The 23,763-nt window shown below is 43.7% G+C and carries 27 protein-coding genes; 12 read left to right on the forward strand and 15 right to left on the reverse strand.

Going from position 1 to position 23,763, the window contains the following annotated elements; all coding sequences use genetic code 11:
• Window positions 1-41: 41 nt before the first annotated feature.
• Window positions 42-782: a hypothetical protein gene (locus tag LWP20_RS10700; RefSeq protein WP_242928137.1), complete on the reverse strand. Its 741-nt coding sequence runs from the start codon at window positions 780-782 to the stop codon at window positions 42-44.
• A 128-nt stretch (window positions 783-910) separates the two neighbouring features.
• Here LWP20_RS10700 and LWP20_RS10705 point away from each other — a divergent pair, with 128 nt between their 5' ends.
• The 5 genes from LWP20_RS10705 (at window position 911) to LWP20_RS10725 (ending at window position 7,257) form a co-directional block, all read left to right on the forward strand.
• Window positions 911-1,681 (forward strand): SDR family oxidoreductase, encoded by a 771-nt coding sequence (locus LWP20_RS10705; protein WP_242928138.1) that lies wholly within the window; start codon window positions 911-913, stop codon window positions 1,679-1,681.
• Between the two features lie 194 nt (window positions 1,682-1,875).
• Window positions 1,876-2,064, forward strand: a complete 189-nt coding sequence (locus LWP20_RS10710) for a hypothetical protein (protein WP_242928139.1) — start codon at window positions 1,876-1,878, stop codon at window positions 2,062-2,064.
• Between the two features lie 83 nt (window positions 2,065-2,147).
• Complete coding sequence (gene gyrA, locus LWP20_RS10715; protein WP_242928458.1) at window positions 2,148-4,688, forward strand: DNA gyrase subunit A; 2,541 nt, start codon at window positions 2,148-2,150, stop codon at window positions 4,686-4,688.
• 74 nt (window positions 4,689-4,762) lie between these two features.
• On the forward strand, window positions 4,763-5,896 hold the full coding sequence (locus LWP20_RS10720) for a tetratricopeptide repeat protein (RefSeq protein WP_242928140.1): 1,134 nt from the start codon (window positions 4,763-4,765) through the stop codon (window positions 5,894-5,896).
• A gap of 299 nt (window positions 5,897-6,195) precedes the next feature.
• Window positions 6,196-7,257: an oxidoreductase gene (locus LWP20_RS10725; RefSeq protein WP_242928141.1), complete on the forward strand. Its 1,062-nt coding sequence runs from the start codon at window positions 6,196-6,198 to the stop codon at window positions 7,255-7,257.
• A gap of 2 nt (window positions 7,258-7,259) precedes the next feature.
• Here LWP20_RS10725 and LWP20_RS10730 read toward each other — a convergent pair whose 3' ends face one another.
• Window positions 7,260-8,186: an AraC family transcriptional regulator gene (locus tag LWP20_RS10730; protein ID WP_242928142.1), complete on the reverse strand. Its 927-nt coding sequence runs from the start codon at window positions 8,184-8,186 to the stop codon at window positions 7,260-7,262.
• A gap of 126 nt (window positions 8,187-8,312) precedes the next feature.
• Here LWP20_RS10730 and LWP20_RS10735 point away from each other — a divergent pair, with 126 nt between their 5' ends.
• On the forward strand, window positions 8,313-9,845 hold the full coding sequence (locus LWP20_RS10735; RefSeq protein WP_242928143.1) for an aldehyde dehydrogenase family protein: 1,533 nt from the start codon (window positions 8,313-8,315) through the stop codon (window positions 9,843-9,845).
• Between the two features lie 65 nt (window positions 9,846-9,910).
• A complete protein-coding gene (locus LWP20_RS10740; protein ID WP_242928144.1) occupies window positions 9,911-10,273 on the forward strand; it encodes a DUF779 domain-containing protein in 363 nt (120 codons plus the stop codon).
• A 110-nt stretch (window positions 10,274-10,383) separates the two neighbouring features.
• Here the strand turns inward: LWP20_RS10740 and LWP20_RS10745 are convergent, their stop codons facing one another.
• From LWP20_RS10745 to LWP20_RS10760, 4 genes are all read right to left on the reverse strand, one after another.
• On the reverse strand, window positions 10,384-10,791 hold the full coding sequence (locus tag LWP20_RS10745) for a phage holin family protein (protein ID WP_242928145.1): 408 nt from the start codon (window positions 10,789-10,791) through the stop codon (window positions 10,384-10,386).
• Window positions 10,792-10,905: 114 nt separating this feature from the next.
• Window positions 10,906-11,595 (reverse strand): peptide-methionine (S)-S-oxide reductase MsrA, encoded by a 690-nt coding sequence (gene msrA, locus LWP20_RS10750; protein WP_242928146.1) that lies wholly within the window; start codon window positions 11,593-11,595, stop codon window positions 10,906-10,908.
• Window positions 11,596-11,735: 140 nt separating this feature from the next.
• The gene (locus LWP20_RS10755; RefSeq protein ID WP_242928147.1) at window positions 11,736-12,020 is read right to left on the reverse strand and encodes a GIY-YIG nuclease family protein; all 285 of its coding nucleotides are present in this window, start codon (window positions 12,018-12,020) and stop codon (window positions 11,736-11,738) included.
• A gap of 120 nt (window positions 12,021-12,140) precedes the next feature.
• Window positions 12,141-12,428, reverse strand: a complete 288-nt coding sequence (locus LWP20_RS10760) for a hypothetical protein (protein WP_242928148.1) — start codon at window positions 12,426-12,428, stop codon at window positions 12,141-12,143.
• 332 nt (window positions 12,429-12,760) lie between these two features.
• Here LWP20_RS10760 and LWP20_RS10765 point away from each other — a divergent pair, with 332 nt between their 5' ends.
• The 3 genes from LWP20_RS10765 (at window position 12,761) to LWP20_RS10775 (ending at window position 14,035) form a co-directional block, all read left to right on the forward strand.
• Entirely contained in the window at window positions 12,761-13,183 is a 423-nt protein-coding gene (locus tag LWP20_RS10765; protein WP_242928149.1) for a hypothetical protein, read from the forward strand.
• A gap of 81 nt (window positions 13,184-13,264) precedes the next feature.
• Window positions 13,265-13,693, forward strand: a complete 429-nt coding sequence (locus LWP20_RS10770) for a hypothetical protein (RefSeq protein WP_242928150.1) — start codon at window positions 13,265-13,267, stop codon at window positions 13,691-13,693.
• 75 nt (window positions 13,694-13,768) lie between these two features.
• The gene (locus LWP20_RS10775) at window positions 13,769-14,035 is read left to right on the forward strand and encodes a hypothetical protein (RefSeq protein WP_242928151.1); all 267 of its coding nucleotides are present in this window, start codon (window positions 13,769-13,771) and stop codon (window positions 14,033-14,035) included.
• A gap of 10 nt (window positions 14,036-14,045) precedes the next feature.
• Here the strand turns inward: LWP20_RS10775 and LWP20_RS10780 are convergent, their stop codons facing one another.
• Entirely contained in the window at window positions 14,046-14,246 is a 201-nt protein-coding gene (locus tag LWP20_RS10780) for a hypothetical protein (protein ID WP_242928152.1), read from the reverse strand.
• A 174-nt stretch (window positions 14,247-14,420) separates the two neighbouring features.
• On the opposite strand from LWP20_RS10780, the gene LWP20_RS10785 reads away from it, so the two are divergent.
• Entirely contained in the window at window positions 14,421-15,167 is a 747-nt protein-coding gene (locus LWP20_RS10785; protein ID WP_242928153.1) for a pseudouridine synthase, read from the forward strand.
• On the opposite strand, the gene LWP20_RS10790 is transcribed toward LWP20_RS10785, so the two are convergent.
• From LWP20_RS10790 to LWP20_RS10820, 7 genes are all read right to left on the reverse strand, one after another.
• Entirely contained in the window at window positions 15,157-15,510 is a 354-nt protein-coding gene (locus tag LWP20_RS10790; protein WP_242928154.1) for a hypothetical protein, read from the reverse strand. The two genes, LWP20_RS10785 and LWP20_RS10790, sit on opposite strands and share 11 nt — an antisense overlap.
• A 25-nt stretch (window positions 15,511-15,535) precedes the next feature.
• Window positions 15,536-16,480, reverse strand: a complete 945-nt coding sequence (locus tag LWP20_RS10795) for a DnaJ C-terminal domain-containing protein (protein WP_242928155.1) — start codon at window positions 16,478-16,480, stop codon at window positions 15,536-15,538.
• Window positions 16,481-16,633: 153 nt separating this feature from the next.
• Window positions 16,634-17,233: a YqaE/Pmp3 family membrane protein gene (locus LWP20_RS18420; protein ID WP_437179405.1), complete on the reverse strand. Its 600-nt coding sequence runs from the start codon at window positions 17,231-17,233 to the stop codon at window positions 16,634-16,636.
• Window positions 17,234-17,393: 160 nt separating this feature from the next.
• A complete protein-coding gene (locus LWP20_RS10805; RefSeq protein WP_242928156.1) occupies window positions 17,394-18,092 on the reverse strand; it encodes an N-formylglutamate amidohydrolase in 699 nt (232 codons plus the stop codon).
• Entirely contained in the window at window positions 18,086-19,342 is a 1,257-nt protein-coding gene (locus tag LWP20_RS10810; protein ID WP_242928157.1) for a carboxylate-amine ligase, read from the reverse strand. The genes LWP20_RS10805 and LWP20_RS10810 overlap by 7 nt, the downstream gene beginning before the upstream one ends.
• Window positions 19,335-20,807 carry a RimK family ATP-grasp domain-containing protein gene (locus tag LWP20_RS10815; protein WP_242928158.1) on the reverse strand — a complete coding sequence of 491 codons (1,473 nt, stop codon included), beginning with the start codon at window positions 20,805-20,807 and terminating at the stop codon, window positions 19,335-19,337. Before LWP20_RS10815 ends, LWP20_RS10810 begins: the two co-directional genes overlap by 8 nt.
• A 3-nt stretch (window positions 20,808-20,810) precedes the next feature.
• The gene (locus LWP20_RS10820; RefSeq protein ID WP_242928159.1) at window positions 20,811-21,533 is read right to left on the reverse strand and encodes a C39 family peptidase; all 723 of its coding nucleotides are present in this window, start codon (window positions 21,531-21,533) and stop codon (window positions 20,811-20,813) included.
• A 188-nt stretch (window positions 21,534-21,721) separates the two neighbouring features.
• On the opposite strand from LWP20_RS10820, the gene LWP20_RS10825 reads away from it, so the two are divergent.
• A complete protein-coding gene (locus LWP20_RS10825) occupies window positions 21,722-22,408 on the forward strand; it encodes an MCP four helix bundle domain-containing protein (protein ID WP_242928160.1) in 687 nt (228 codons plus the stop codon).
• An 18-nt stretch (window positions 22,409-22,426) separates the two neighbouring features.
• Here LWP20_RS10825 and argH read toward each other — a convergent pair whose 3' ends face one another.
• Window positions 22,427-23,761, reverse strand: coding sequence for an argininosuccinate lyase (argH, locus tag LWP20_RS10830; protein ID WP_242928161.1), 1,335 nt, complete (start codon window positions 23,759-23,761; stop codon window positions 22,427-22,429).
• Window positions 23,762-23,763: the final 2 nt, after the last annotated feature.

Consider the following 23,763-nt stretch of genomic DNA (forward strand, 5'->3'; position numbering starts at 1 on the left):
CGATCGGGTGCCTTTTCCAATGTCAAAAAAACCTAAACCAGCTACAGGCTTTCGTAATAATTCAGAACTTTGATCCAGCCATCTTCGGTACCGGCATCAATTTTTTCCTTCTCTAAATAAGCCTGCACTTTCTGTTGTTCGTTCGCCAACACCTTCAGTAAATTCTTTTTATTCAGTTTTACTTTCTGCGCGGTTTTATCCGATTTAACGATGTAATAAGCATTTTCGGTCAGCAGCTCATCGTGCGTGCGGTTTGCACTATAACCGCCCTTATAATCAGCTTTCAGCAGCGATTTTGATGGGTTAAGCAATAATTTATACTTACTTCCTTCGTAAAGTATGGCATTAAACTGAGTTCCTGCTTTCTTATCTATTGCAGCCAATTCAGGAGTACGCTTAAACATATAATTTTTAAGCCCCAGGCTATCCTGCAGTATAAAATAGTCTAAATTATTCGTATTCAGTTCTAGCACCGAACCATCAGGTTTGCGGTACAAAATCGTATTATCATACACATTATACTTCAAAACCACATTGTCATACTTCGTCTTGCCGTTCAGCACCAAAGACGCTTTGCCCCAGTTTTCTAAGAAAAAAGGCGTGCCCTTTATGCCGGAATAACGATTATCATACGTTCTCACCAATCCGCCGATACGGTCAGATGCGAGCTCATTCAGGTTTTGCTGTGCATTAAGGCCAGTTGGTATATTATTCTGCTGTTGCGCAAAACATACTGGAGCCGCAAGTATAAATAACGAAGTTAGTGCTGTTTTTACATCCATTACAGTTACATGCCAGTGGTTTTAGAGAAGAAAAATATTAACTAATTTAATGTTTTATTTCGATTTGAATGCCGATTTATACTTTTATACTTTCACGGGTCAAATACAGATTTTAGAAACTACAGAAAATGCAGCAGAACAGATGGTCGCTTGCCGGTAAAAAGGCAGTTGTAACAGGTGGCTCCAAAGGTATAGGAGAAGCTATTGTAAAAGAATTTATAGCACTGGGGGCCGATGTGCTGGCCGTAGCCCGCAAAACGGAAGATCTGCAACAACTACTTCAGCAATATCCGGAAGGCTTGCACATTCTTGCAGCAGATGTGAGCACACCGGAAGGCAGACAAACTTTGATTGATACAGTACAGCAGAAATGGGATAAGCTCGACATACTGGTAAACAACGTGGGCACCAATATTCGCAAGCCTGCCACTGCCTATACTTCTGAGGAGTATGATTTTATACTTAACACGAACCTGCGCTCGGCATTTGAGCTTTGCCGTTTATTACACCCCATGCTGGTAAAGTCGGAGCAGGGCAACATCATCAATATTACTTCTGTAGCCGGCCTTGTGCATGTGCGCACAGGCGCCGTTTATGGCATGACCAAAGCAGCTCTGGTGCAGCTCACGCGCAACCTGGCAGCCGAGTGGGCCGAGCATAACATTCGTGTTAATGCCGTAGCGCCCTGGTACATCAGCACACCGCTGGCACAAACTGTGCTGCAAAACCCTGAATATTACGAAGCTGTCATCAGTCGTACACCAATGCGCAAAATTGGCAAACCAGAAGATGTTTCAGCAGCTGTGGCCTTCCTGAGTATGCCGGCATCTGCTTACACCACAGGGCAGTGTCTTGCCATCGATGGCGGTTTCACTATTAACGGCTTTCATCCGCTATAATCTGGTAGAATTCAGTGTGTTTTTCAGGGTATAAAGTGCAGGTATAGATGCTGGTTTTTTCCGTAAAAAATGCGTACTTTTGTATGATTAGGCAATAAGAACAGCGCTAGTATAATGCTGTTCTTTTTAACACAAAATGCATGGCCCTTCACCGAATTTTATTGCTGCTGAGCCTGGCTCTGCTTTCCTTAAATATGTTTTCCTGTAAACCGCGTTGTCCAATTTATTCCTGCCAGGTGCGCATGCTGCACCGCCATGGCGAACAGGAGTTCAGGGGCGTGCCGATCTACAAAAAACAGAACATGAAAATGGGAGAGAAGCTACCTAAACAAAAAGGCGAAAAAGTAGTCAGGAAAAACGACAAGAGCAGGAATAAACAGTAGTAATTTAGGCTGTAAAGGCTTTTTTGCATAACTTGCCTACTATATAGTAAAAAAGATATTTCATTAAATATTAAACCTTGAACATGAACGAAGGCGAACGAATAATACCGATAAACATTGAGGACGAAATGCGTGGTGCATACATCGACTACTCAATGTCTGTTATCATTTCCAGAGCCTTACCCGATGTAAGAGACGGCCTGAAGCCTGTGCACCGCCGCGTGCTTTACGGTATGTCCGAACTGGGGGTATCCTATAACAAAGCTTATAAAAAGTCTGCCCGTATTGTGGGTGAGGTACTGGGTAAGTATCACCCGCACGGTGACTCTTCGGTGTACGAAACCATGGTACGTATGGCTCAGGAATGGTCGTTGCGCTACCCGTTGGTTGATGGCCAGGGTAACTATGGCTCTATCGATGGCGACTCGCCGGCGGCAATGCGTTATACCGAGGCTCGCCTGAAGCGTATCGCGGATGAACTGCTTGCCGACCTGGAGAAAAACACGGTAGACTTTGTACCAAACTTCGACGACTCCCTGAAAGAGCCTTCGGTAATGCCTGCCAAATTCCCGAACCTGCTGGTAAACGGTACATCGGGTATTGCAGTAGGTATGGCTACCAACATGGCGCCGCACAACCTTACTGAAGTAATTAATGGTACCATTGCCTACATCGACAACAAAGAGATCACTGTTGCCGAACTGATGCAGTACATCACAGCGCCAGACTTCCCGACAGGTGGTATTATCTATGGTTACGATGGGGTAAAAGCTGCATTTGAAACTGGTCGTGGCCGTGTGCTGATGCGCGGACGCGCTACTTTCGAAACAACTTCAACAGGCAAGGAGCAAATTATCGTGACGGAAATCCCGTACATGGTAAACAAGGCTTCGATGATCGAGAAAACGGCTGCCCTAATAAACGAGAAGAAAATCGAAGGCATATCGGACTTACGTGACGAATCTGACCGCGATGGTTTACGCATTGTATACGACCTGAAGCGCGATGCCATTCCGAATGTAGTTCTTAATAACCTTTACAAGTATACGCAGCTGCAGTCTTCGTTTGGTGTTAACAACGTGGCACTTGTAAAAGGCCGCCCAATGACACTGAACCTGAAAGAGCTCATCCATTATTTTGTTGAGCACAGGCATGAAGTGGTAGTTCGCAGAACACAGTACGAGCTGGATGAAGCGAGAAAACGCGCGCACATTCTGGAAGGCTTGCTGATAGCGCTGGATAACTTAGATGAAGTGATCAACCTGATTCGTTCGTCGCGAGATCCTGAAATTGCCCGCAATGGTTTGATGGAACGCTTTAACCTGAGCGAGATACAGGCACGTGCCATTCTGGATATGCGTTTACAGCGCCTTACTGGCTTGGAGCGTGATAAAATTCAGGCAGAGTACCAGGAGATCATGAAACTGATCGATTACCTGACATCTGTTCTGAACGACGAAGGCCTACGTATGCAGATCATCAAAGATGAGCTTACGGAGATAAGAGAGCGTTACGGTGATGAGCGCCGCACTGGTATTGAAGCATCAACAGGCGACATTTCTTACGAAGATATGATACCAGAAGAGAACATGGTAATTACCATATCTCATGAAGGTTATATCAAGCGTACTTCGCTGAGCGAATACCGCAGCCAGAGCCGCGGTGGCATTGGCTCAAGGGGAGTAGCTGCTTCTAAAGAAAGTGACTTTACAGAACATATTTTTATTGCCAGCACGCACCACCACATGTTGTTCTTCACAGAATTTGGTAAAGTGTTCTGGCTGAAAGTATACGAAATACCAGAAGGAGGGAAGACGACCAAAGGCCGCGCTATCCAGAATCTGATAAACATTGAGAAGGACGATAAAGTACGCGGCGTAATTAACGTACACGATCTTAAAAACCAGGATTTTGTACTAAACCACAACCTGGTATTCTGTACTGAACAAGGTACCATTAAGAAAACGGTACTGGAGTCTTACTCACGCCCTCGCACAAATGGTATAAACGCCATCACTATCAACGAAGGCGACAGACTGCTTGATGTTCAGCTGACAACCGGTAATAGCGAAATTGTTATCGCGCTAGAGTCGGGTAGGGCCATACGCTTTAACGAAACACAGGTGCGCCTGATGGGCCGTAATGCTGCGGGTGTGCGCGGAGTAACCCTAGCCGGACCTGATGACAAAGTAGTTGGTATGGTTTGTGTAGAGAGTCCGGAGACTGAACTGTTGGTAGTTTCTGAGAACGGATTTGGAAAACGCTCCCTGCTGGATGAATACCGTATTACAAACCGTGGCGGTAAAGGTGTTAAAACCCTGAACGTAACGGATAAAACCGGTAAACTGGTAGCCATAAAGGGTGTTATCGATTCTGATGACCTGATGATCATTAACCGCTCAGGCATTACGATCAGATTGCGTGTGGCTGATATCAGAGTAATTGGCAGGGCTACACAAGGCGTACGTCTGATCAAACTGAACGAAGGCGACCAGATATCTTCTGTAGCAAAAGTAGAAATGGAAAACGAGGAAGAAGTAATTTTACTTGAATCGGAACCGAAGCCGGAAGATGTGTTGCAACCCGACGACATGATTGACCCGACAACTACTGAGGAAGTTTAGTAGCACCATTTTGGAATTTAATTTCATAATACAAACGTTTAATTAGTAATCTCAAACCTTTTCTTAGAACAAGTATGAAGAAAGTACTTTTGACAGCCTTGGCCGCCGCAAGCATTTCGGTTGCTTCAGCTCAGAACTCTGCCGTTAACAGTGCGGTTCTAAACCATAAAAATGGCACTTTAGACAAAGCACAGGCTGATATCAATAAGGCTATAGCGCATCCAAAAACAAAGGAGAAAGCCAAAACTTGGTTCTATCGCGGCGTAATTTACCAGGATATGCTTGGTAACCCGATCTATGGTAAACTTACAGATGCCAAAACGCCAGAGATTATAGTGGAGTCTTTCAACAAAACTGTTGAAATTGATGGCAAAAACGGGGAGTATGGCAAACAGGTGCCTGAGCGCATGAACATGCTATATGGCCAGGTGCTTAATGAGGCCGTTGAGTTCCACAACAAGCAGGACTGGGATAACGCTATTGCCAAGTATGACCTAGCATCTAAAGTAAACCCAACTGATACAACTGCAGTGCTTTACGCTGCTTATGCATCAGCTGCGAAGCAGGATTATCCTGGCGCTATCAAATATTATGATAAATTGATAGGAATGGGCCACAAGACTGAAGATGTTTACAAAGCAAAAGTTCAGTTGTTGCAAACCACTGAGGCGAAAGACGAAGAAGTGTTAAATACACTTGCTGCTGGTCTGAAAGAGCATCCGAACAGTGTTTACCTGATGCAGGAAGAACTGAAGTACTACCTGAAAAACAACCGTGCTGACGAAGCTATGGCTAAATTGGATGCCGCAATTGCTGCTGATCCTAAAAACGCCAGCCTTTATGCAGTAAAAGGTAACTTACAGGAGCGCAAGAAAGACATAGACGGTGCTTATGCCAGCTATAAAAAAGCTATTGAAGCAGATCCGAACAACTTTGATGCTTACTATAACCTAGGTGTACTGGAGTACAACAAGGGTAGCGAGTTTAACAACAAAGCTGCTAAAATGGACTATGCAACATACCAGAAGAAAGGTAAAGGCTTAGAAGCTCAGGCTAAAAAGCACTACGAAGCATCTTTGCCATACTTTGAGAAAGCTCTTGCAATTCAGCCTAACGATCAGAGCACATTACAAAACCTTCAGCGTGTTTACACGCGCTTAGGCCGTAAAGCAGATGCAGACCGTATTGCGAAATCTATCAAGCAATAACAAAACATAACAGCTAATAAAAAGATAAGGGAGGTTAATTTAGCCTCCCTTTATTATTGCCAAACACATTACTTAACATAATATAAATTATAAGACTGATTTATACATCCTAAATAAGTGTCACTGATAATATACTTTATGTTAAATAGGCTTAGTATTTAATTTTGCTTCATAATATATTTATTTGTGATTTGCGTTTCATCTCATTTTAAAAGTATAAATAGCTTTGAGAAATTTATTATGAGTATACTTAAGTATAATTGCTTTAGCTTCTACCACTTTCGTATTATTAACGACAAATGACACAAACTATAAATGTAGGCCTTATCGGCTTTGGCATGTCTGGCAGAATTTTTCATGCTCCATTTATTTCCAATGTGCCTGGATTGAGCCTGAAAAAAATCAAAGCAAACCGACCTGAAAGTATTGAATTGGCTAGACAACGGTATCCGGATGCTGTTGTGGTGACTAATGAACAGGAAATATTTGAAGATGCGACAATTGACCTTGTTGTAATTGCTACGGCAAATCCTACGCACTATAGCCTGGCAAAAGCTGCTTTCCTAGCTAATAAACACGTTTTGGTAGATAAACCTTTTACTATTACCAGCACCGAAGCCGATGAATTAATTGAACTAGCAGCCGAAAAAAATAAAGTGCTGACCATTTACCAGAACCGCCGCTGGGACAGCGATTTTAAAACTGTGAAAAAGGTGTTGGATGCGCATTTACTTGGCAATCTTGTAGAATATGAAGCCCACTTCGACCGATTCCGTAACGCCATAAAACCCGATACATGGAAAGAAGAAAACCTTCCCGGGTCCGGCATTCTCTATGACCTTGGCTCCCATCTTATTGATCAGGCATTGGTACTTTTTGGCGAACCTCAGGAAGTGTTTGCCGATATACGCTCGCAACGTACTGGCTCTCAAATACCTGACTATTTTGAAGTTACATTATACTATGAAAACTTTAAAGCCATACTTAAAGCAGGAATGCTGGTCAGGGAAACCGGCCCGCATTTTATACTTCATGGTGATCAGGGCTCCTTTATCAAGTATGGAATGGATGTACAGGAAACCGCACTTAAGGCAGGCTCCTACCCTTCCGAATCTGCTGACTGGGGTATGGAGCCGGAAGATCAGTGGGGTATATTAAACACAGAAATACAGGGAATGCATTACCGTGGCAAAATCACCAGCGAAGCAGGCGACTATAGTGGCTTATATAATAATGTATACAATGCCATACTTGGGCAGGAAGAACTGGAAGTAAAACCGGAGCAGGCACGCAATACTATCCGAATAATTGAGCTTGCCATGCAAAGCAGCCACGAAAAACGAAGAATAAAGTATAGTTAATTTTAATTTAGTAACGACGACTGAAAAGCTTTTGGTGTAGTGCCTACCTCCTTTTTAAAAGCCCTGATAAAATAATTAAGATTATGGAAACCAGCCATATAGCAGGCCTGCGTTACAGAATTTAACGGGTTTTGGAGGTACTGTTTCGAAAGCCGGATGCGTTCCTTTAAGATATAGTCTGCTGGCGTGTATCCAAACTCTTCTTTAAACTTTCTGAAAAAGTTTGCCCTACTCATGCAGGCCTTATCGCTAAGTTTTTCAACGTCAATTTTCTCTCGTATACTTTCCTTTATATACTGGATAATATGCGCAAAACGGTTGCTGCCAGCCATCTTTTTATAGTTTGCTTCTATCAACGTACGGGCCTGGGTCTGCATCAGTCTTACCAGTAATTCCCGTAAAGCAAGGCTCGTCAGAATATCTTTTTCCCTTGTTTTATCATTGATACTGATCCGAATTACACGATTAATGCTGTCAGCCAGTTCGCTGTTGTTACACAGGTGAAACATCTGTTTATCAAGTTGCCAGATTGCCTGCGGCTCTACTTTCGGATAACGTTCATTCAGCATATCTATAGTTGACTGAATATGCTCTTCTGCTATGGCGAGTGCAATGCATTGCGTAGGATTTTCAAGCCTTGCTTCCGGAAAATCAATTATCATTTCCTCATTTGGCGGTACAATAACGGTTTCGCCTGGCAGGTAGTCAAAGCCTTTGTTTCCGAAAAGGTGCATTACTTTTTTGCCGCGCAGCATGCTTGTTAATACCAAATCTTTGAAAACCAAAGCTACATTTTCAGCTTCCTGACGGGTCTCGAACACGTTTAGCTCACAATTCTCTAAAGTATAAGCAGAACGGTTCTCAACAAGCGTGCTTAACGAGTGTTCGGTATTTACCGGAATTGCCTGTAACTGAAATTTTTCTTGCATACACATTTAACGGAAAATACAGCATTCTATTCTGATACAATAGATATATTTTTTGATACAATAGGATAAGTTTAAGATTTAATTTCTTCAGAGATTCGTTTCAAACAAATAAAGAAACTATACCCTATGGAAACTTTAAATGCAACAAAGCAAGCGTCTCCGGTACTGGAGCGCCCCACCTTTAAAGAGAAATACGAGCATTTTATTGGCGGAGAGTGGGTAAGCCCAGCTAATGGCGAGTATTTCGAAAACATTTCACCTATTGATGGCAAAGTATTTACCAAAGCCGCCCGGGGTACAAAAGAAGATATTGACCGGGCGCTTGATGCAGCACACAGGGCCTTCCCTTCCTGGTCCAGAACATCGGCTGGCACACGTAGCAAAATATTGCTGGATATCGCAGAGCGCATGGAGCAGAACCTGGAATTTCTGGCCCGGGTAGAAACAGTTGATAATGGAAAGGCCATACGCGAAACACGCGCAGCTGATATTCCACTGGCAATAGACCACTTCCGTTATTTTGCCGGTGTTATCCGTGCAGATGAAAGCACGATGGCCGAGCTCGATGAACATACTGTAAGTATAAACCTGCAAGAGCCGCTTGGTGTAGTTGGCCAGATCATACCTTGGAATTTCCCGTTGCTGATGGCAACATGGAAGATGGCCCCTGCCCTTGCAGCCGGCTGCACCATCGTACTTAAACCCGCCGAGCAAACACCTACCAGCATTATGGTGCTGATGGAGCTTATTCAGGACCTATTGCCGCCAGGAGTACTGAATATAGTTACAGGATTTGGCCCTGAAGCTGGCAAGCCCCTGGCTACCTCTCCCCGGGTTGCCAAAGTAGCTTTTACAGGCGAAACCACTACTGGCCGCCTGATCATGCAATATGCTTCAGAAAACCTGATTCCGGTAACAATGGAGCTGGGCGGTAAATCACCAAACATATTCATGCCAAGTATAGCCGATGCTGATGACGAGTACTTCGATAAATGCGTGGAAGGAGCTGTTATGTTTGCCCTGAACCAGGGCGAGATCTGTACCTGTCCTTCACGTCTGATCATCCACGAAAGTATATTCGACCGCTTTATGGAGCGTGTGGTGCAGCGTACAAAAGCGATAAAAGTAGGCAATCCGCTCTCCGAAGATACTACTATGGGTGCACAGGCATCTAACGACCAGTTCGAAAAGATCCTCTCTTATATGGATATAGGCAAGCAGGAAGGAGCCCAGGTTCTTTGCGGCGGCGGCATAGCCAAGCTCAATAATGGCCTGGAAAATGGCTATTACATTGAACCAACCATTTTTAAGGGCAACAATAAAATGCGTGTGTTCCAGGAAGAGATTTTCGGCCCGGTGGTTTCGGCAACAACATTTAAAACTCCGGAAGAAGCTGTTTCTATTGCCAACGATACGCTATATGGCTTAGGGGCCGGCCTCTGGACCCGCGATGCGCATGAGATTTACCAGATACCGCGCGCCATACAAGCTGGCCGTGTATGGGTAAACTGTTACCATGCATATCCGGCGCATGCGCCATTTGGTGGATATAAGAAGTCAGGTTTTGGCAGAGAAACGCACAAAATGATGCTCAACCATTATCGCCAGACTAAAAATATGCTTATCTCTTATAATAAGAACAAGCTGGGTTTCTTTTAGAATTTGATAATATACCTATAGATCCCTGCTTATACTTTAGGCAGGGATTCTTTTTACATTTCATCATGGAAACAGAACGCGTAAAAGTTACTGAAGAAGCAAAAAAGATAATAGACCAGTTGCGGGATAAGTATGGCCCGCTGATGTTTCACCAGAGCGGGGGTTGTTGCGACGGCTCGCAGCCAATGTGTTTTGAAGCAGGCGAATTTAAAGTTGGGGATAGTGATGTATTACTTGGCACTGTGCATGATTGCCCGTTCTACATGAGCCGTGATCAGTTTGAATACTGGAAACATACACAATTAACCTTAGATGTAATACCTGGTAGAGGTTCCAGTTTCTCATTGGAGATTCCCCTAGGCGTACGCTTTTTAATCCGGTCCAAATTATTTACCGAAGAAGAAATGAAGCAACTGCCTGTTTTGTAATCGGGTTAGCCTATTTATAAGCATAAACAGCTAATCTATACTTGATACCAAACAAAAAGCCTGCAGAGCAGCTTTGCTTTACAGGCTTTTATACTTTAAAGGTCTTACTTTTAGTTAGCGGCGTATAAAGCCTGCGATGGCACTTCTATGCGCGCTTCTTCTAATTCATCCATTTCTTCATCGCGGGTGGCACGGTCTACCAGGCTGCTGGCAATTGCGAGAGCTATGGCTATTACAATTGCGGGCCAGAAACCTTTAACCTCGAAATTTCGAACCAATTTATCTACCAGTTTGATAATAAGAGCAGTAACTATCAGGCGCACAATAAAGCTTAACAGGAAAAATGTAACCAGGTTAAGCGGCAACCTGATCAAAAAACCAACGGTTGCATTCAGCAAACCGATAAGCAACGCTACCCATACGGCAGTCCAGAAGCTTTTTACATGTACTTGCGGCATAATATATGCCAGGAGCACAAGTACGCCGGCGCTAACCAGCAGATTAATAATAAAGTCCATAGTTTTGTGCAGATTAAGTTAAACAGTTGTATGCTACATACGTGCAATGGTTTTAAAAGATAACCTACAATCGCATGGCTAATTTATCTGCTTCTTCTACTAAGCTTTATTCGTTTAATTGCTCTTTAACTTGCTCCTGAAAGCATCTTCGAACTTCTTTATTTTGGGACGTGCTACAGAAACAACATAAGGGTCTGTCGGATTAAGGCGGTAATAATCCTGGTGATAATCTTCCGCTTCCCAGAACTTAGTAAACGGCACTAATTGCGTTACTATCTTATTTTTATAGGTGCCGGCAGCATCCAGTTCTACAATGTACCGCTTTGCCTGTTGCTGTTGTTGTGCATCGTGGTAAAATATAACTGACCGATATTGTTTTCCTACATCGGGGCCCTGCCGGTTTAGAGTTGTTGGGTCATGGGTAGCAAAAAAAACTTCGAGCAGCTCTGCATATGATATTTCTTTAGGATTAAAATATACCTGCACCGCCTCTGCATGGCCAGTCTTACCAGCGCTCACCTGCTGGTAAGTCGGATTTAATTCCTTACCTCCAGTGTAACCTGATACAACATGCTTAACCCCTTTCAATCGCTCAAAAATGGCTTCGGTACACCAGAAACAGCCACCTGCAAAAGTCGCTTTAGCCAGACTGGTAGTATCGGGTTCACTCAGGTCCTCTGCCTCAGTTGTGGTTTCGTTAGTATTATCATTGTTATTGAGTGCCTGCACGGTTCCTGCACCTGGGTCTGAGCAGGCAGTTAAAAGCATTAATAGCGGAAGAAAAAAGGATAAGAATGTAGCCATGGTAAAAGCGCTTTATACTTTAGATTACGGTAAGTAGCGCTCCCCGGATTTATACAGAACTACATTGAAGGAATTTTGGGGAATAAATAAAGCTGCCTCATTTACAAAAGACGAGTTAACCTTACAGAGTATAGGTAAGATCAGTCTGTAAGCGTATCACTCAGGTCGAGCCAGTTTGGGTTCATGGATTCGATCAGGCTGAAGATGCTATCTATAGTAGCATTTTTTATATGTCGTTCGCGTGCTACTGCCACTTCCTCCAGATCATAGTGCTCATAATATATTAGCTTAAATGGATCGTTGTCAACTGTATTAGCCTGCTGTTTAATCTGTTGCTGCAGGTCTCCTACTATCCCAATCTGTACAGTTGAACGGGGCTCGGTACCAAAAATATAGACGAAGTAATGGGCTTGTTGAATTTGCATGGCGATCACCTTTGTAGCATGAGTTAATGTATACGCTGTTCACTATATTGCGTTCAGGCAGTAAAGGAATTTTGTTTAAGTAAAACGCCAGTATTATCCTTCAAAGTATAAAGTATAGCTTTATACTTCAGCAGGTTGCATCAGGAGCCAGTCCATAGCGGTAACTAAATCAAAAAAAGTCTTAATAGTCACTTTCGAGCTTAATTCAATTATTGAATCGGTACCTACCTGTGTGTAGAATTCAGGAGAGTACACCCAGGCAAAATAGAGAACGCCCTCGTCAAATAGCGAAGGGAACCAGATTTTTCCGACCCAATCTATAGCACCAGGATAATGCCCTGTTACATGCTGGTTATTGTTCAGTATTTTGGTAACAGGGTATTTTTTTACGTGCTCTAAAATCTGCAAGCATCCCTCCTTTGCCCGGTTCGCATCTAAAATACCAGACCAATCTGCTGCTATAAAACCTGGGTTTTCGCAGTAATAAATATTCAGATATTCATTAGAATAAACATGTTTTATATCATAATATTTACTATACCGGTACATTTCTTATGCAAGATTTAATGGTTTGATTGCCATGCACTTATAATACTATTTTAAGATATACGTAGTATATTAATATGCTTCACAGAATTTTATCTATTTAAATTTGAATTATTATTCATTTATATTGTTTAACATTCATACTTAAAAATGAACATCCGCAAAATTATTCTGTAGTAGAAGTTTACTCAATTATGATTGTATTTCAAAACCAGAACTTTTCAATTAATATTTCAGAGGAGAAAAGCCTGTTGCAGTTAACCTGGCTTAAAGTAGTCAGCTCTGAGCAGTTTAAAGCCGGCTTCAGGAAAGCGGTAAACTTTGCTATACATTACCAGGTAAAGTATTGGGTATCTGATAATCGGATTGGCACAGAACTTGACCTCTCTACGCAACGGTGGCTTGCTGAATTCGCAACGGAGAATTTACCGCAAACTTCACTGGAAAAGTTTGCGCGTATAATTCCTTTAGATGCCTTTGTGCATTTTGTTTCTTATAAAGTAAATGACCGGATCAGCCAGAAGCGCGCGGAGGCATTTTCGTTTGAAGTATTTACAGATATGGACCAGGCAACTTACTGGCTGTTTGAAAATAATCAAATGTCTATATCGGCCTAATAATCCGGACCATACTTATTTTATTTCGATAACCATTTACATTATATATTTGCATACTCATCGTTAGATTCTGCTGCTTAAATGTTGCTTCACCAAGATAAATACTGTTTAGTTACTTTAGACTCAGCAAACAGTTTACTGGAAGTAAAATGGCTGTCGGTGCCCGACCCTGATGCTTTTGTAAAGTATTTTACCATGTGCCTGGATTTTTCAGAAAAGTATCATGTAAAGTATGTGCTGGCAGATAATACCTTAGGTGTTCAGATAGATGTGGCTACTCAGCGCCGTGTTATCGAAATTGGTGGGGAACGGTTAAAAAAGATAGTAGTTAAAAAATATGCCCGTGTGGTGCCCATGGATGCTTTTCAGGAAATGGTATCCTATAAAATTGCGACCGAGATATTAAAACTGGTACCAAACGATATGGAGTTAATGGTGTTTTCCAACACCGATTCTGCCAGAACATGGTTATTGGGTTCTACAGTTAGCGTTAAAATCACCACCGCCTGATTCGCTGTTTTAATCCCCAAACTATATCTCTTAATTATTATGTGCGTACTATAATTGCAATCAAACTAATAATTTATGCCATTAAGCCCACGCCTGGAAGCCAAACTTAGCAAAATATTTAAGCCCGATACCCGCATAGAAGACAACTATAACGGCAAAGACATTACCTTTATCACAAACGAAAATGGGGAGGCTGTTACTTTGTTTATAGGAAAACGTCGTGATGATGGTGCTATTAGCGGTGAGCGTTACGTACGACGTATTGTGCGCAAACCCAACAGCCAGGAAATTCAGAAAAGCCACTGGGATCTGAAAGGAAAAGTAACAAGAGATACTCTATAAGTTGTACTACTTATAGCTCATTCAGGTCAAAGTCTTTGCCCCTGCCATACTTCACCAGGTCATTTAAGTTATAAGTTTCCAGTGTGTTCAGATCTTTAACTGTGTACACGCCATCTGCAGGCATATCCAGCACCTGAAAATCAAATACCTCTCCATAGTTTTGTAAACTATATTTCTTTCCTTTTCTCAGGTTGTCAAACGATAATGGCATACAGTTAAATCATATTAAGCAGGCAACAAATATAAGGCCTCTTTTATCTCCATCTCTATATACAAAATATAAAGGCTGCGAAGGCTCTCATATTTATAGTTTAGCCATAGATGTAGATAAACAGGCAAAGTATAAATTTGGTTACCTTTGCATTGTTCTACTTATAGTGGTATTGTGGAGTTAGATATAATTTATGAGGATGCGTACTATGTGGCCGTTAACAAACCAAATGGCTTGCTGGTGCATCGTACGCGAATAGCCGAAGAAAAAAAGGAATTTGCCTTGCAATTGCTGCGCGATCAGTTGGGCTACCATTTGTTTGCCGTGCACCGGTTAGACAGAGGTACATCCGGCGTGCTTTTATTTGCTAAATCGCCGGAAGCTACGGCCCCAATGGTGAAAGCGCTGGAAGAGCGGCAGGTAGATAAAGTATACTATGCAATTGTGCGCGGTTATACTCCAGAAAAAGAAACCATAGACAACCCCATCCGCCCCGATAAAGACCATAAGCATAAAGCACCGCAGGATGCCGTAACACATTTTGCACGGCTGGCAACTATAGAATTACCAATACCAGTAGGCCGTTATGCTACAGCGCGCTATTCGCTGGTTCAGGTCAGGCCGGAAACCGGGCGCATGCACCAGATACGCAAGCATTTTGCACACATCAGGCATTACATTGTTGGCGATAAACGGCACGGCGATTGGCGCCACAACCAGATGTTTCTGGAGCAATTGCAGAGCCCATCCTTATTACTTCATGCAGCCGAACTTACATTTACGCATCCTTTTACAAAAAAGGAAGTAACCATAAAAGCACAGCCACCTGGGAACATGCTGCGCCTTTGCCGGCAATTTAACTGGACAGCCGCACTTACAGAAGCCGGAATTGAAGTACCAGAAAGTATACTTACAGATTAAGCATTCGCTTTACAAGTTCTACCTGCACTTTGGCAACCACATTTTTACGCGAATCTGAATTGATGACCAGCAACATATAAGCCAGCGGTGATAATCGCCAGTCCTGTACCACTTCGCTACCCTGAGACCGGAAAACTGCTTTAAAGTTTTCCTGCAAGGGCATGTGCATGCAAGTACATACTTCGGTGGCACGTTTTAAGGCATGGCTTAGCTCATCCATACTTTGGCAACCTTCAAGTTTCATAAGGTCGCTGGCATAAAAAGTAAGATTCCTGTCGGTTAGGCTCTCAACAAAATCATCGATCCGCGTGTGTACCCTGCTTTGGTCTGTGGTCATCAACATAGTTGTTCGGGCTTTATAAGTTTACTTATACATGCGCTGCCTTTTTCTGGTACAGGTCCCGGAGTTTTTTCATCAGTTCCGTTTCCTCATCTGTCAGTTGGGTAGGCAGCTTGATATTTATTTTTACGTACAGATCGCCATGCTGGTCAGGTTTGCCATAGTGTGGCATCCCTTTACCGCGCAGGCGCAGGGTTTTATCATTTTGGGTGCCGGCAGGTATTTTCAGCTTCAGCTGGCCGGTAAGCGTTTTCACATGGGTGTCGCCCCCAAGTATAGCCGAATAAATATCCAGTGGCAACGAAGTATACAGATCATCGCCTTTGCGTTCGAAATCAGGGTGAGGCTGTACCAAAACGTTAATGAACAGATCGCCACTTTCGCCGCCGCCTACAGCCGGGCCGCCTTTACCTTTTATGCGCAATGTCTGGCCATGAGCTACACCGGGCTTTGTGGTAATGCGCAACTGCTGGTTATTTACATTAAGTAAACGTGATGTTCCGTGGTAAGCTTCCTGCAGCGAAATTTCCATTTCTGCCTGGTAATCCTGGCCTTTGTGCGCACGCCCACGCCCGGCCCGTTGGCCACCTCCAAAGCCGCCACCGCCTCCTCCAAAAAACTGTTGAAAGAACTCTGAAAAATCGGAGCCAAACATATCGCCGGCATCGCCACCGAAACCTCCGCCAAAGCCACCACCGGGTTGCCCGCGGTACTGGCCGCCGCCATAACTGCCCCCGCCCTGCTGAAATTGCCGCCAGTTAGCGCCCAGTTGGTCATACTGCTTGCGCTTTTCTTCGTCGCCCAGCACTTCGTATGCTTCGCTTATATCTTTAAATTTTTCTTCGGCAGCTTTATCGCCTTTGGTTTTATCAGGGTGATATTTTTTGGCAAGCGCACGGTAAGCCTTTTTAATTTCGGCCTGAGAGGCAGACTTCTCTACACCCAATATTTTGTAGTAGTCCTTGTAGTCCATGCAGCAAAAATTTGAAGCTCTTTTGTTTAATTATACTTTGATTTACAATTTAAGAAACGTAAGCAATGTCGGATAGTTGGCAAGCATTAACCGTAAAATCAAAACGAGCACTACCAGGGGCAGTGCTCGTTTTGTTATAGTTTATACTTTCCGTTAAATACTATCCGTAACTACCAGCAAGGCGTGAATAACACCCGGTATGAAGAATAACAACGTCAGGATGATATTTATCCAGAAAGAAGTACCGATACCATCATGTAGGAAAACAGCCAGTGGCGGAATAAAAATAGCAAGTATAATCTCTACTATGTTTGTTCTGGAACCACCACGGTCTTGTTTTATCGCTTCTTTCAGTTCTTTTTTAAACTCCTTTTTCTCAGCTTTTGTCATGCTGGCAATGCGTTCTTTAGCCATGGCCATTGCAGCGGCTTCGGTAACAACGTTTGCTTTTGCTTCGCGGGTTGCAGTCACAACTGGCTCAGCTACCGGAGTTTTAACTTTAGCAGCAACTGGTTTCGCCACACTTGCTTCCAATGCCGGCTCAGTTTGTGCAGCAACAGCTTTTTCATCGGCAGCAACCAAGGCTACTTCAGACATAGTTGGTGCAACTTCTGCTTCAGGAGCAGGTTTTTGTTTTGTATGGTTATAAGCATCTGGCTTGTTGGCAGCAAACTCATAATATTTGGCTGAACTACAGGCAAATAGCAATTGAGTTACTACCAATACCATCACTAAATTTAGTAAACTTCTCATTCTCATAGATTTTATTATATTAAAGTTGGAAATTCAATTGAAAATAAAGCTTTTATATAAGCGTGTCTTATACTTTGGAAAGTACAAAATGGCCTGAATCTAAATACCAATACTCAAAATATTAAGTTTTTGTTATCTAATTTCAGAAAAGCATCTTATACTATTTATTTTTAAGCAGTGCAGCAAGCGATGTTTTTATTGTTTGCTTGAGCTGCTTCCAGTCCTGATCATGACCCAGCGGAAACTTCTGATTCACTTCCAGCTCTATGCCGCTATACTTTACCGGACTATATTTTTTGCGAAGATAAGTAGTTAAGCCATCTGCTTTGCCCTGGTAAGGATAATTAAAACGAACGCGCAACTCGTTAGCTAGATGCTTTAGTTGCTGTTTCCATTGCTTGCAAAATAACTGTTCTTGCTTCCTGACCGGGTCAAAAAGCAAACCGATATCTGCGTTTCGCTCCTCTCCGTCCAGCACTGGTGTAAAAGAATGAACTGACAAGTGCAGCACTTGATTGCCAGCTGCAAGTAAACGATCAACCATTTCTTCCACCTGCTGGCGGTAAGGCTGGTAATAATGCTGTATTATACTTGCCTTCTCCTGGATTGGCAAAGGCTTGGTAGCAACAGAAAATAACTTAGGATGATGAAGTGAACGGTTGAGCTCGACCAGTAACCGGCTGGTTTCAGCGTAAATACTTTCATCTGCCAGATCTTCCAGCTCAAAGTATAAATCTAGTGCACCAGGGTCCCAGCCCTGGTGCGAATTAAGTAAATCTTCTTTGCCCAGGAAAAGCGAAGTATACTTTTCAGGAATCCGGTTGCCGCCATGCTCGCATGTAAGCAGGAGTTTTAGCATGGTTTTTCAGCCAGAAAAACGCCCCCACGTTGCAGGCAAACTGCCAAACGGCTGTATACTCTTTTTATGTTTTCTTCTGATGGGTTATTACCTAATGCTTCCAGTATTCTGGTAGATAAATTACCTCTGGAAAGTAAAATATTCAGGGCATAAGCAATTTCCGGTTGTTCGTCCAGGGCAAGTGTTTCTTTTGTAAGGTGGCGCCATAGTTCGCCAATTGTACAGTTCTCGCTGCAATCAAACCCGAAGCATCTGATAAAATCATAGTCGTTCAAGATAGCCGACTGGCCTTGTGAAATCACTTTCAGAAATATAGCTGACAATGTATTTTCATCCCATTTTTTGAGCTCAGCTATAGGCACCCAACGCTCTGATACCAAGGCTTTAATTACAGCTACAGCAGCCTGTGCTATGGCCATATCCACTACCGGGCTTTCTTGTATATCCAGTAACCGGATCTCGATGGTGTTGCGCTCGAAACGGGCTATCGCGCCGCGTGAGTTCAGGAATTCTTCCTGCAAAGTTCCATCCGGGTCGTAAGGGGCAACATCAGCATACATTTTCTGAAGAATTTTCTCCTCATACTCAACCTGGCTGAAAACCTGCTCTGGTATTACCTGGCCTGCTATACTTGGAATTTTGCTCTGGTTTGTACGATAAACATCCAGGCGCGTGTCCTGCAAGCCGGTTACCTTACCATCCAGTATAGGTGACGAAGCGCTCAGTGCCGGAAGTATAGGCAACACCATGCGTATAGCGGCGTGCAGTTTCTCAAACTCCTCGTCGTTGGCAAACGGCAGGTTCAGGTGTGTACTTTGCAGGTTGGCCCAGCCATGTCCACGGCAATCGAAGATTCGGTTATAGGCTTCGTAAACGGCGTTGTGCTCATGCGGCCATAGTTGTGTTTCGGTATACGGGTCCATTAGCGGGTGTGCGCCGGTTGGCAAAAGCATGGCGTTATACTTCTCCAGTATAGCATTTATCTTCTGTACATGCTCCTGGAACATGCGGTGCAAACCTGCAAGCGATTTTACAGGTCCCTGCGTTTTCAGCTCGACCACATGCAGCACCAGCTCGTTAGACCAGGCAACATCGCCAAACTCGACATCAGACACGTAAGCGCCCACTTCTTCCCAGATCAGTTTATCTGTTATCGGGCTTACCTGCAGGGTGTCGCGTTGCACGATCATGTATTCCAGTTCCACGCCATACCCTTCGAAAAGGTGCAGCGAATTGGGAGAATTACTCATCAGTTCTGATGTTTTTATGGTTGTCAATGCGACGCTTGATGGACTTGATAATGGAAGCATAGAGTTCTTTCTTAAGGATTTTATCTTCGCAACCCGCGTCTATACTTGGGTTATCGTTTATTTCGATTATGTACGCTTTACCGTCAATTTCTTTAATATCCACCCCATATAAACCATCGCCTATCAGGTTAGCCGCCTTCAAAGCTGTGTGCAATACATGAAATGGTACTTCCTCGAACGGCACTACTTCATCATCTCCTTCCTCGTCCTGCTTTTTCTTTCCGTTCCAGTTATAAATTTGCCAATGGTCTTTGGCCATATAATATTTGCAGGCATAAAGTGGTTGCTTATCCAGTACGCCAATACGCCAGTCAAAGTCTGTTGGCGTAAACTCCTGGCCTATGATCAGTTCCGAATCTGCCAACATTTCATCCAGCTTCTTTTTCAGGCTTTTAGGATCATTTGCTTTCACCACGCCCTGCGAGAACGAACTATCCGGTTTTTTCAGCACACAGGGTAAGCCTAACTCTGCCTCTACCTGGTCACGATTATCTTTGTGGATGATCATGGTTTTAGGTACAGGCACTTTTGCTTTGGTAAGTAATTCGGCTAGATATACTTTGTTTGTACATCTGAGTATAGAAACCGGATCATCTATCACTACCATACCATCGGCGTAGGCTTTGCGCGCAAACTTATAGGTATGATGGTTTACAGAGGTGGTTTCCCGGATGAACAGGGCATCAAACTCGGCCAGCCTTCGGTAATCGTCTTTGGTGATGAGTTCGGTATAAAATCCCTGCTGTTCTGCTGCATCTACGAAATTTTGGATCGCGCGTTCATTAGATGGCGGAGCTTTTTCATTCGGATCTACAAGAATAGCCAGATCATATACTTTACGGCTGATGCGGGCACCTGCAAAACGATGGCGTGCAAAGTATGATCTGGCAAATTTTACCATGTAGCGGCTATGGTTTTCAGGTACATCAGTTACAGGTATAGGCGATATACTTTGCAACACCCATTCATCTTTATAAACAAACTGGGCACGCAGCAACGGTGCCTGAAAAAGATCGTGCAGTTGTTTGCAAAGCTTCTCGTATTTCTGGGCCACATTCTGGCCGAAGTATATACTAAGCGTGAAAGTTTTCGATTTTAGCTTGGAAAGGCTCTTTTGGATCAGGTCGTTAATTTCTACAGTAATGGCCCGCGCTATAGTTGGCGTTTTCAGGTCCTGCATAGTCGTAACGCTGGGTATGGGTTTGTGCCCACGCGCTTCTGCCAGCAACGATACATAATAACCTGCGCTCTGATATCTGTAAGAGCGGCACATATTAAATATCCGGGCGTGTTTTATATCGGTATAGGTTGTGTCGGTTAAGTATGTTTGCGCATCCACTACCTCTACGTCCTCAATCGGTGTATCCCAATCTTTGAGATAATCGACAACAACAATTTTTCGCATGTTTTATTCTTCGGAATTTTCTGGTAAAGCCGGCTGAATAGCCAGCAGGTTGGCGTCGTAAGTGGTCATGCCCAACATGATGGAATTGAGCAGGCGCGAAATACTTACCTCGTAATAATTGTTTTTAAAGTATGGGTTCTCTTGGTATGGATCGGCAACAACAATGTGTTTCTGGTCTTCGCCAAAACCGCAGAGTACCACAAAATGCCCCATCGGGTAGCCCTGCACATCATCGTAAACAGATTCTCCCTGCTCGTTGCTATACTCACGGGCACTCTGGTATAAATAAGTAGCGCTTAAACCCGTTAGCAGCGGAATGCCCTGGTCAAAGTATTCGCGTAACAACCCCTTTGTTAGGTCTTTGCATTTTATTTCGCCTCCAAGCCGCAGGAAATCAATGTAAGCTTGTGTAGCCCGCTGAAGCTTTTTGCCTTTCTTTACTGCCATCTGCTGCTCCAGTTTTTCTATCACTTCTTCGTTGCTCAACCCGATCCAGGTGGGGTCGAAAATGTTCAGGTTGTAAGTATAAATATGTGCGCGATAGCCTCTTTGCAAAGCATGGCAGGCCAGCAAAACCTCCAGCGTACCACCCTCATCCAGGTAAGGCACTTCTTTGATCACTTCACCCAATGGAATAGGATCTTTAAAATACCGGTAAACGGCATGCAGGCTGGTAGGCCCGCAGGTAGAGTCGTCTGGCTGAGTATGTATCTTTATGGGTATCACGGTTATCGCTGCTGTACAAGAGTGCAATGTCTGCCTCTTATACGCTGCCAACCCGATAAGTTATTCGAATTAAACAAGATAGTATAGGACCAAAACTTCCTCATCTGGATTAAAAACCTATCTCAAATCAGCTTAAGTTTTAGTTATTTCACTCAGAATGATTATCTTAGTATACTAACTTAAAAAGTATGAGCTGGAGTTTTGAGTTGAAGAAACGCAATAAAATAGCCTTTGCCTTTGCTGCTATTTTTGTGATAATTATACTTGCCAACTGGTTTGTGAGCTATACTATGGAACGGGTAAGCAGAAATTTCCAGTCTGTTTACCAGGACCGGTTGGTGCCCTCATTGGATATATCACAGATACTGGAACGGTATTATCAGAACCGGATGCTACTGGAAGAGCATGTAATGGCAGAGGACCACTCGTTACAAACCAGCCTGCAACAACGCATATTTGCCAATACCAAAACGATAGATTCGCTCGCTGCCAAATTCGGTAACACCTACCTGGTTGATAAGGAATTGCAGGAACTGGCTACTTATAAAGCACAATTCGAGAGGTTGGTAAACGTTCAGGACCAGATCTTATACCTGAGTGCACAAGGAAAAAAGGCCGAGGCAAAACAATTATACCGCTCTGAAGGCCAGGAAGCTTTTCAGGATTTACTGGTTCCGCTGCACGCGCTCATTCGGGTGCAGGGCGATGTCGGTCAGGAACTTTACCAATCGGCAGACAGAAGTGTAAAAATGCTTAAAGTGCTTTCTTACCTGGTTATCGGGTTGGCCGTTATAGTTGCCCTTATAGTGGGCACATTGCTACAGACATCGCGCAAACTAAACAACGTGAAGCCCCAGAAATACCACCTGAACTAAGTATAAAAGCGGCAGTTACTATTCCGCTAGCAAAGCACTTACAGCTGCATCAACTACAGCAAAATCGAATCCTTGTAACACCTTTTGCATTTGCGTTGCAATTTGCTCCGTACAGAGGTTTCCTATACTTCCTTCGTGGGTATGATTTAGTTGTGTTGGCGCTTCGAAAGTACCGTTAGCTATAGTTGCACCGATGTTCTTATAAGCATCCCGGAAAGGCACGCCCTGCAGCACTTCGTTGTTCACCACTTCCACGCTAAAGGCATATTTATACTTTTCGTCCTGCATGATGTTTTCTTTCACTATAAGTTTAGGTAGCATATAATTCGCCATCTGCAGGCAGTCGAGTATCGTCGTAAAAGCCGGGAACAAACTTTCTTTCAGCAGTTGCATGTCGCGGTGGTAACCGGATGGCAGGTTTGTAGTTTGCAGCGCTATTTCGTTTGGTAGTCCCTGTAGTTTGTTGCACTTGCCACGAATAAGCTCAAACACATCGGGGTTCTTTTTGTGCGGCATAATACTGGAACCGGTAGTCAGTTCATCTGGCAGACTTACAAAAGCAAAATTCTGACTCATGTAAAGGCAAAGATCCATCGCCATACGGCCAATCGTTGCAGCTATAGTTGCCAGTGCGGTTGCTACCACACGTTCTGTTTTGCCGCGGCCCATCTGCGCATACACCACGTTATAGTTCAGGCTTTCGAAACCTAATAAATCAGTAGTTAGCTGACGGTTTAACGGGAACGAAGAACCATAACCAGCCGCAGAACCCAACGGATTTTTATTGCTGATTCGGTAAGCCGATTGTACTACCAACAGGTCATCAATCAGACTCTCGGCATAAGCGCCGAACCACAGACCAAACGACGAAGGCATGGCTACCTGAAGGTGTGTGTAGCCTGGTAGCAATTTATTTTTATGCTCTTCGCTTAGGTCCTGTAAAGTATGAAACAACATTTCAGTAGCTTCTACTACCTGCCGCAATTGGTGACGCATGTATAGTTTAAGGTCCACCAAAACCTGGTCATTACGGGAACGGCCGCTGTGTATCTTTTTTCCGGCTTCGCCAATGCGTTTGGTCAGCAGCAATTCCACCTGCGAATGCACATCTTCAACGCCCTCTTCGATCACAAAATTACCCTGCTCAACTTCTGTGTATAGTTGCTTCAACTCACGTTGCACCGCAACCAAATCATCCTGCTCCAGCAGACCAACATGGTTTAGCATACGCGTGTGCGCCAGTGAGCCAAGTATATCGAACGGGGCAAGCTCCAGGTCCATTTCGCGGTCGTTGCCAACCGTAAAACGTTCAATCTCTTCCTGTACCTGTATGTCTTTCTGCCAGAGTTTCATCT

Origin of the sequence: Pontibacter vulgaris, from assembly GCF_022758145.1 — a bacterium.
Taxonomy (GTDB): Bacteria; Bacteroidota; Bacteroidia; order Cytophagales; family Hymenobacteraceae; genus Pontibacter; species Pontibacter vulgaris.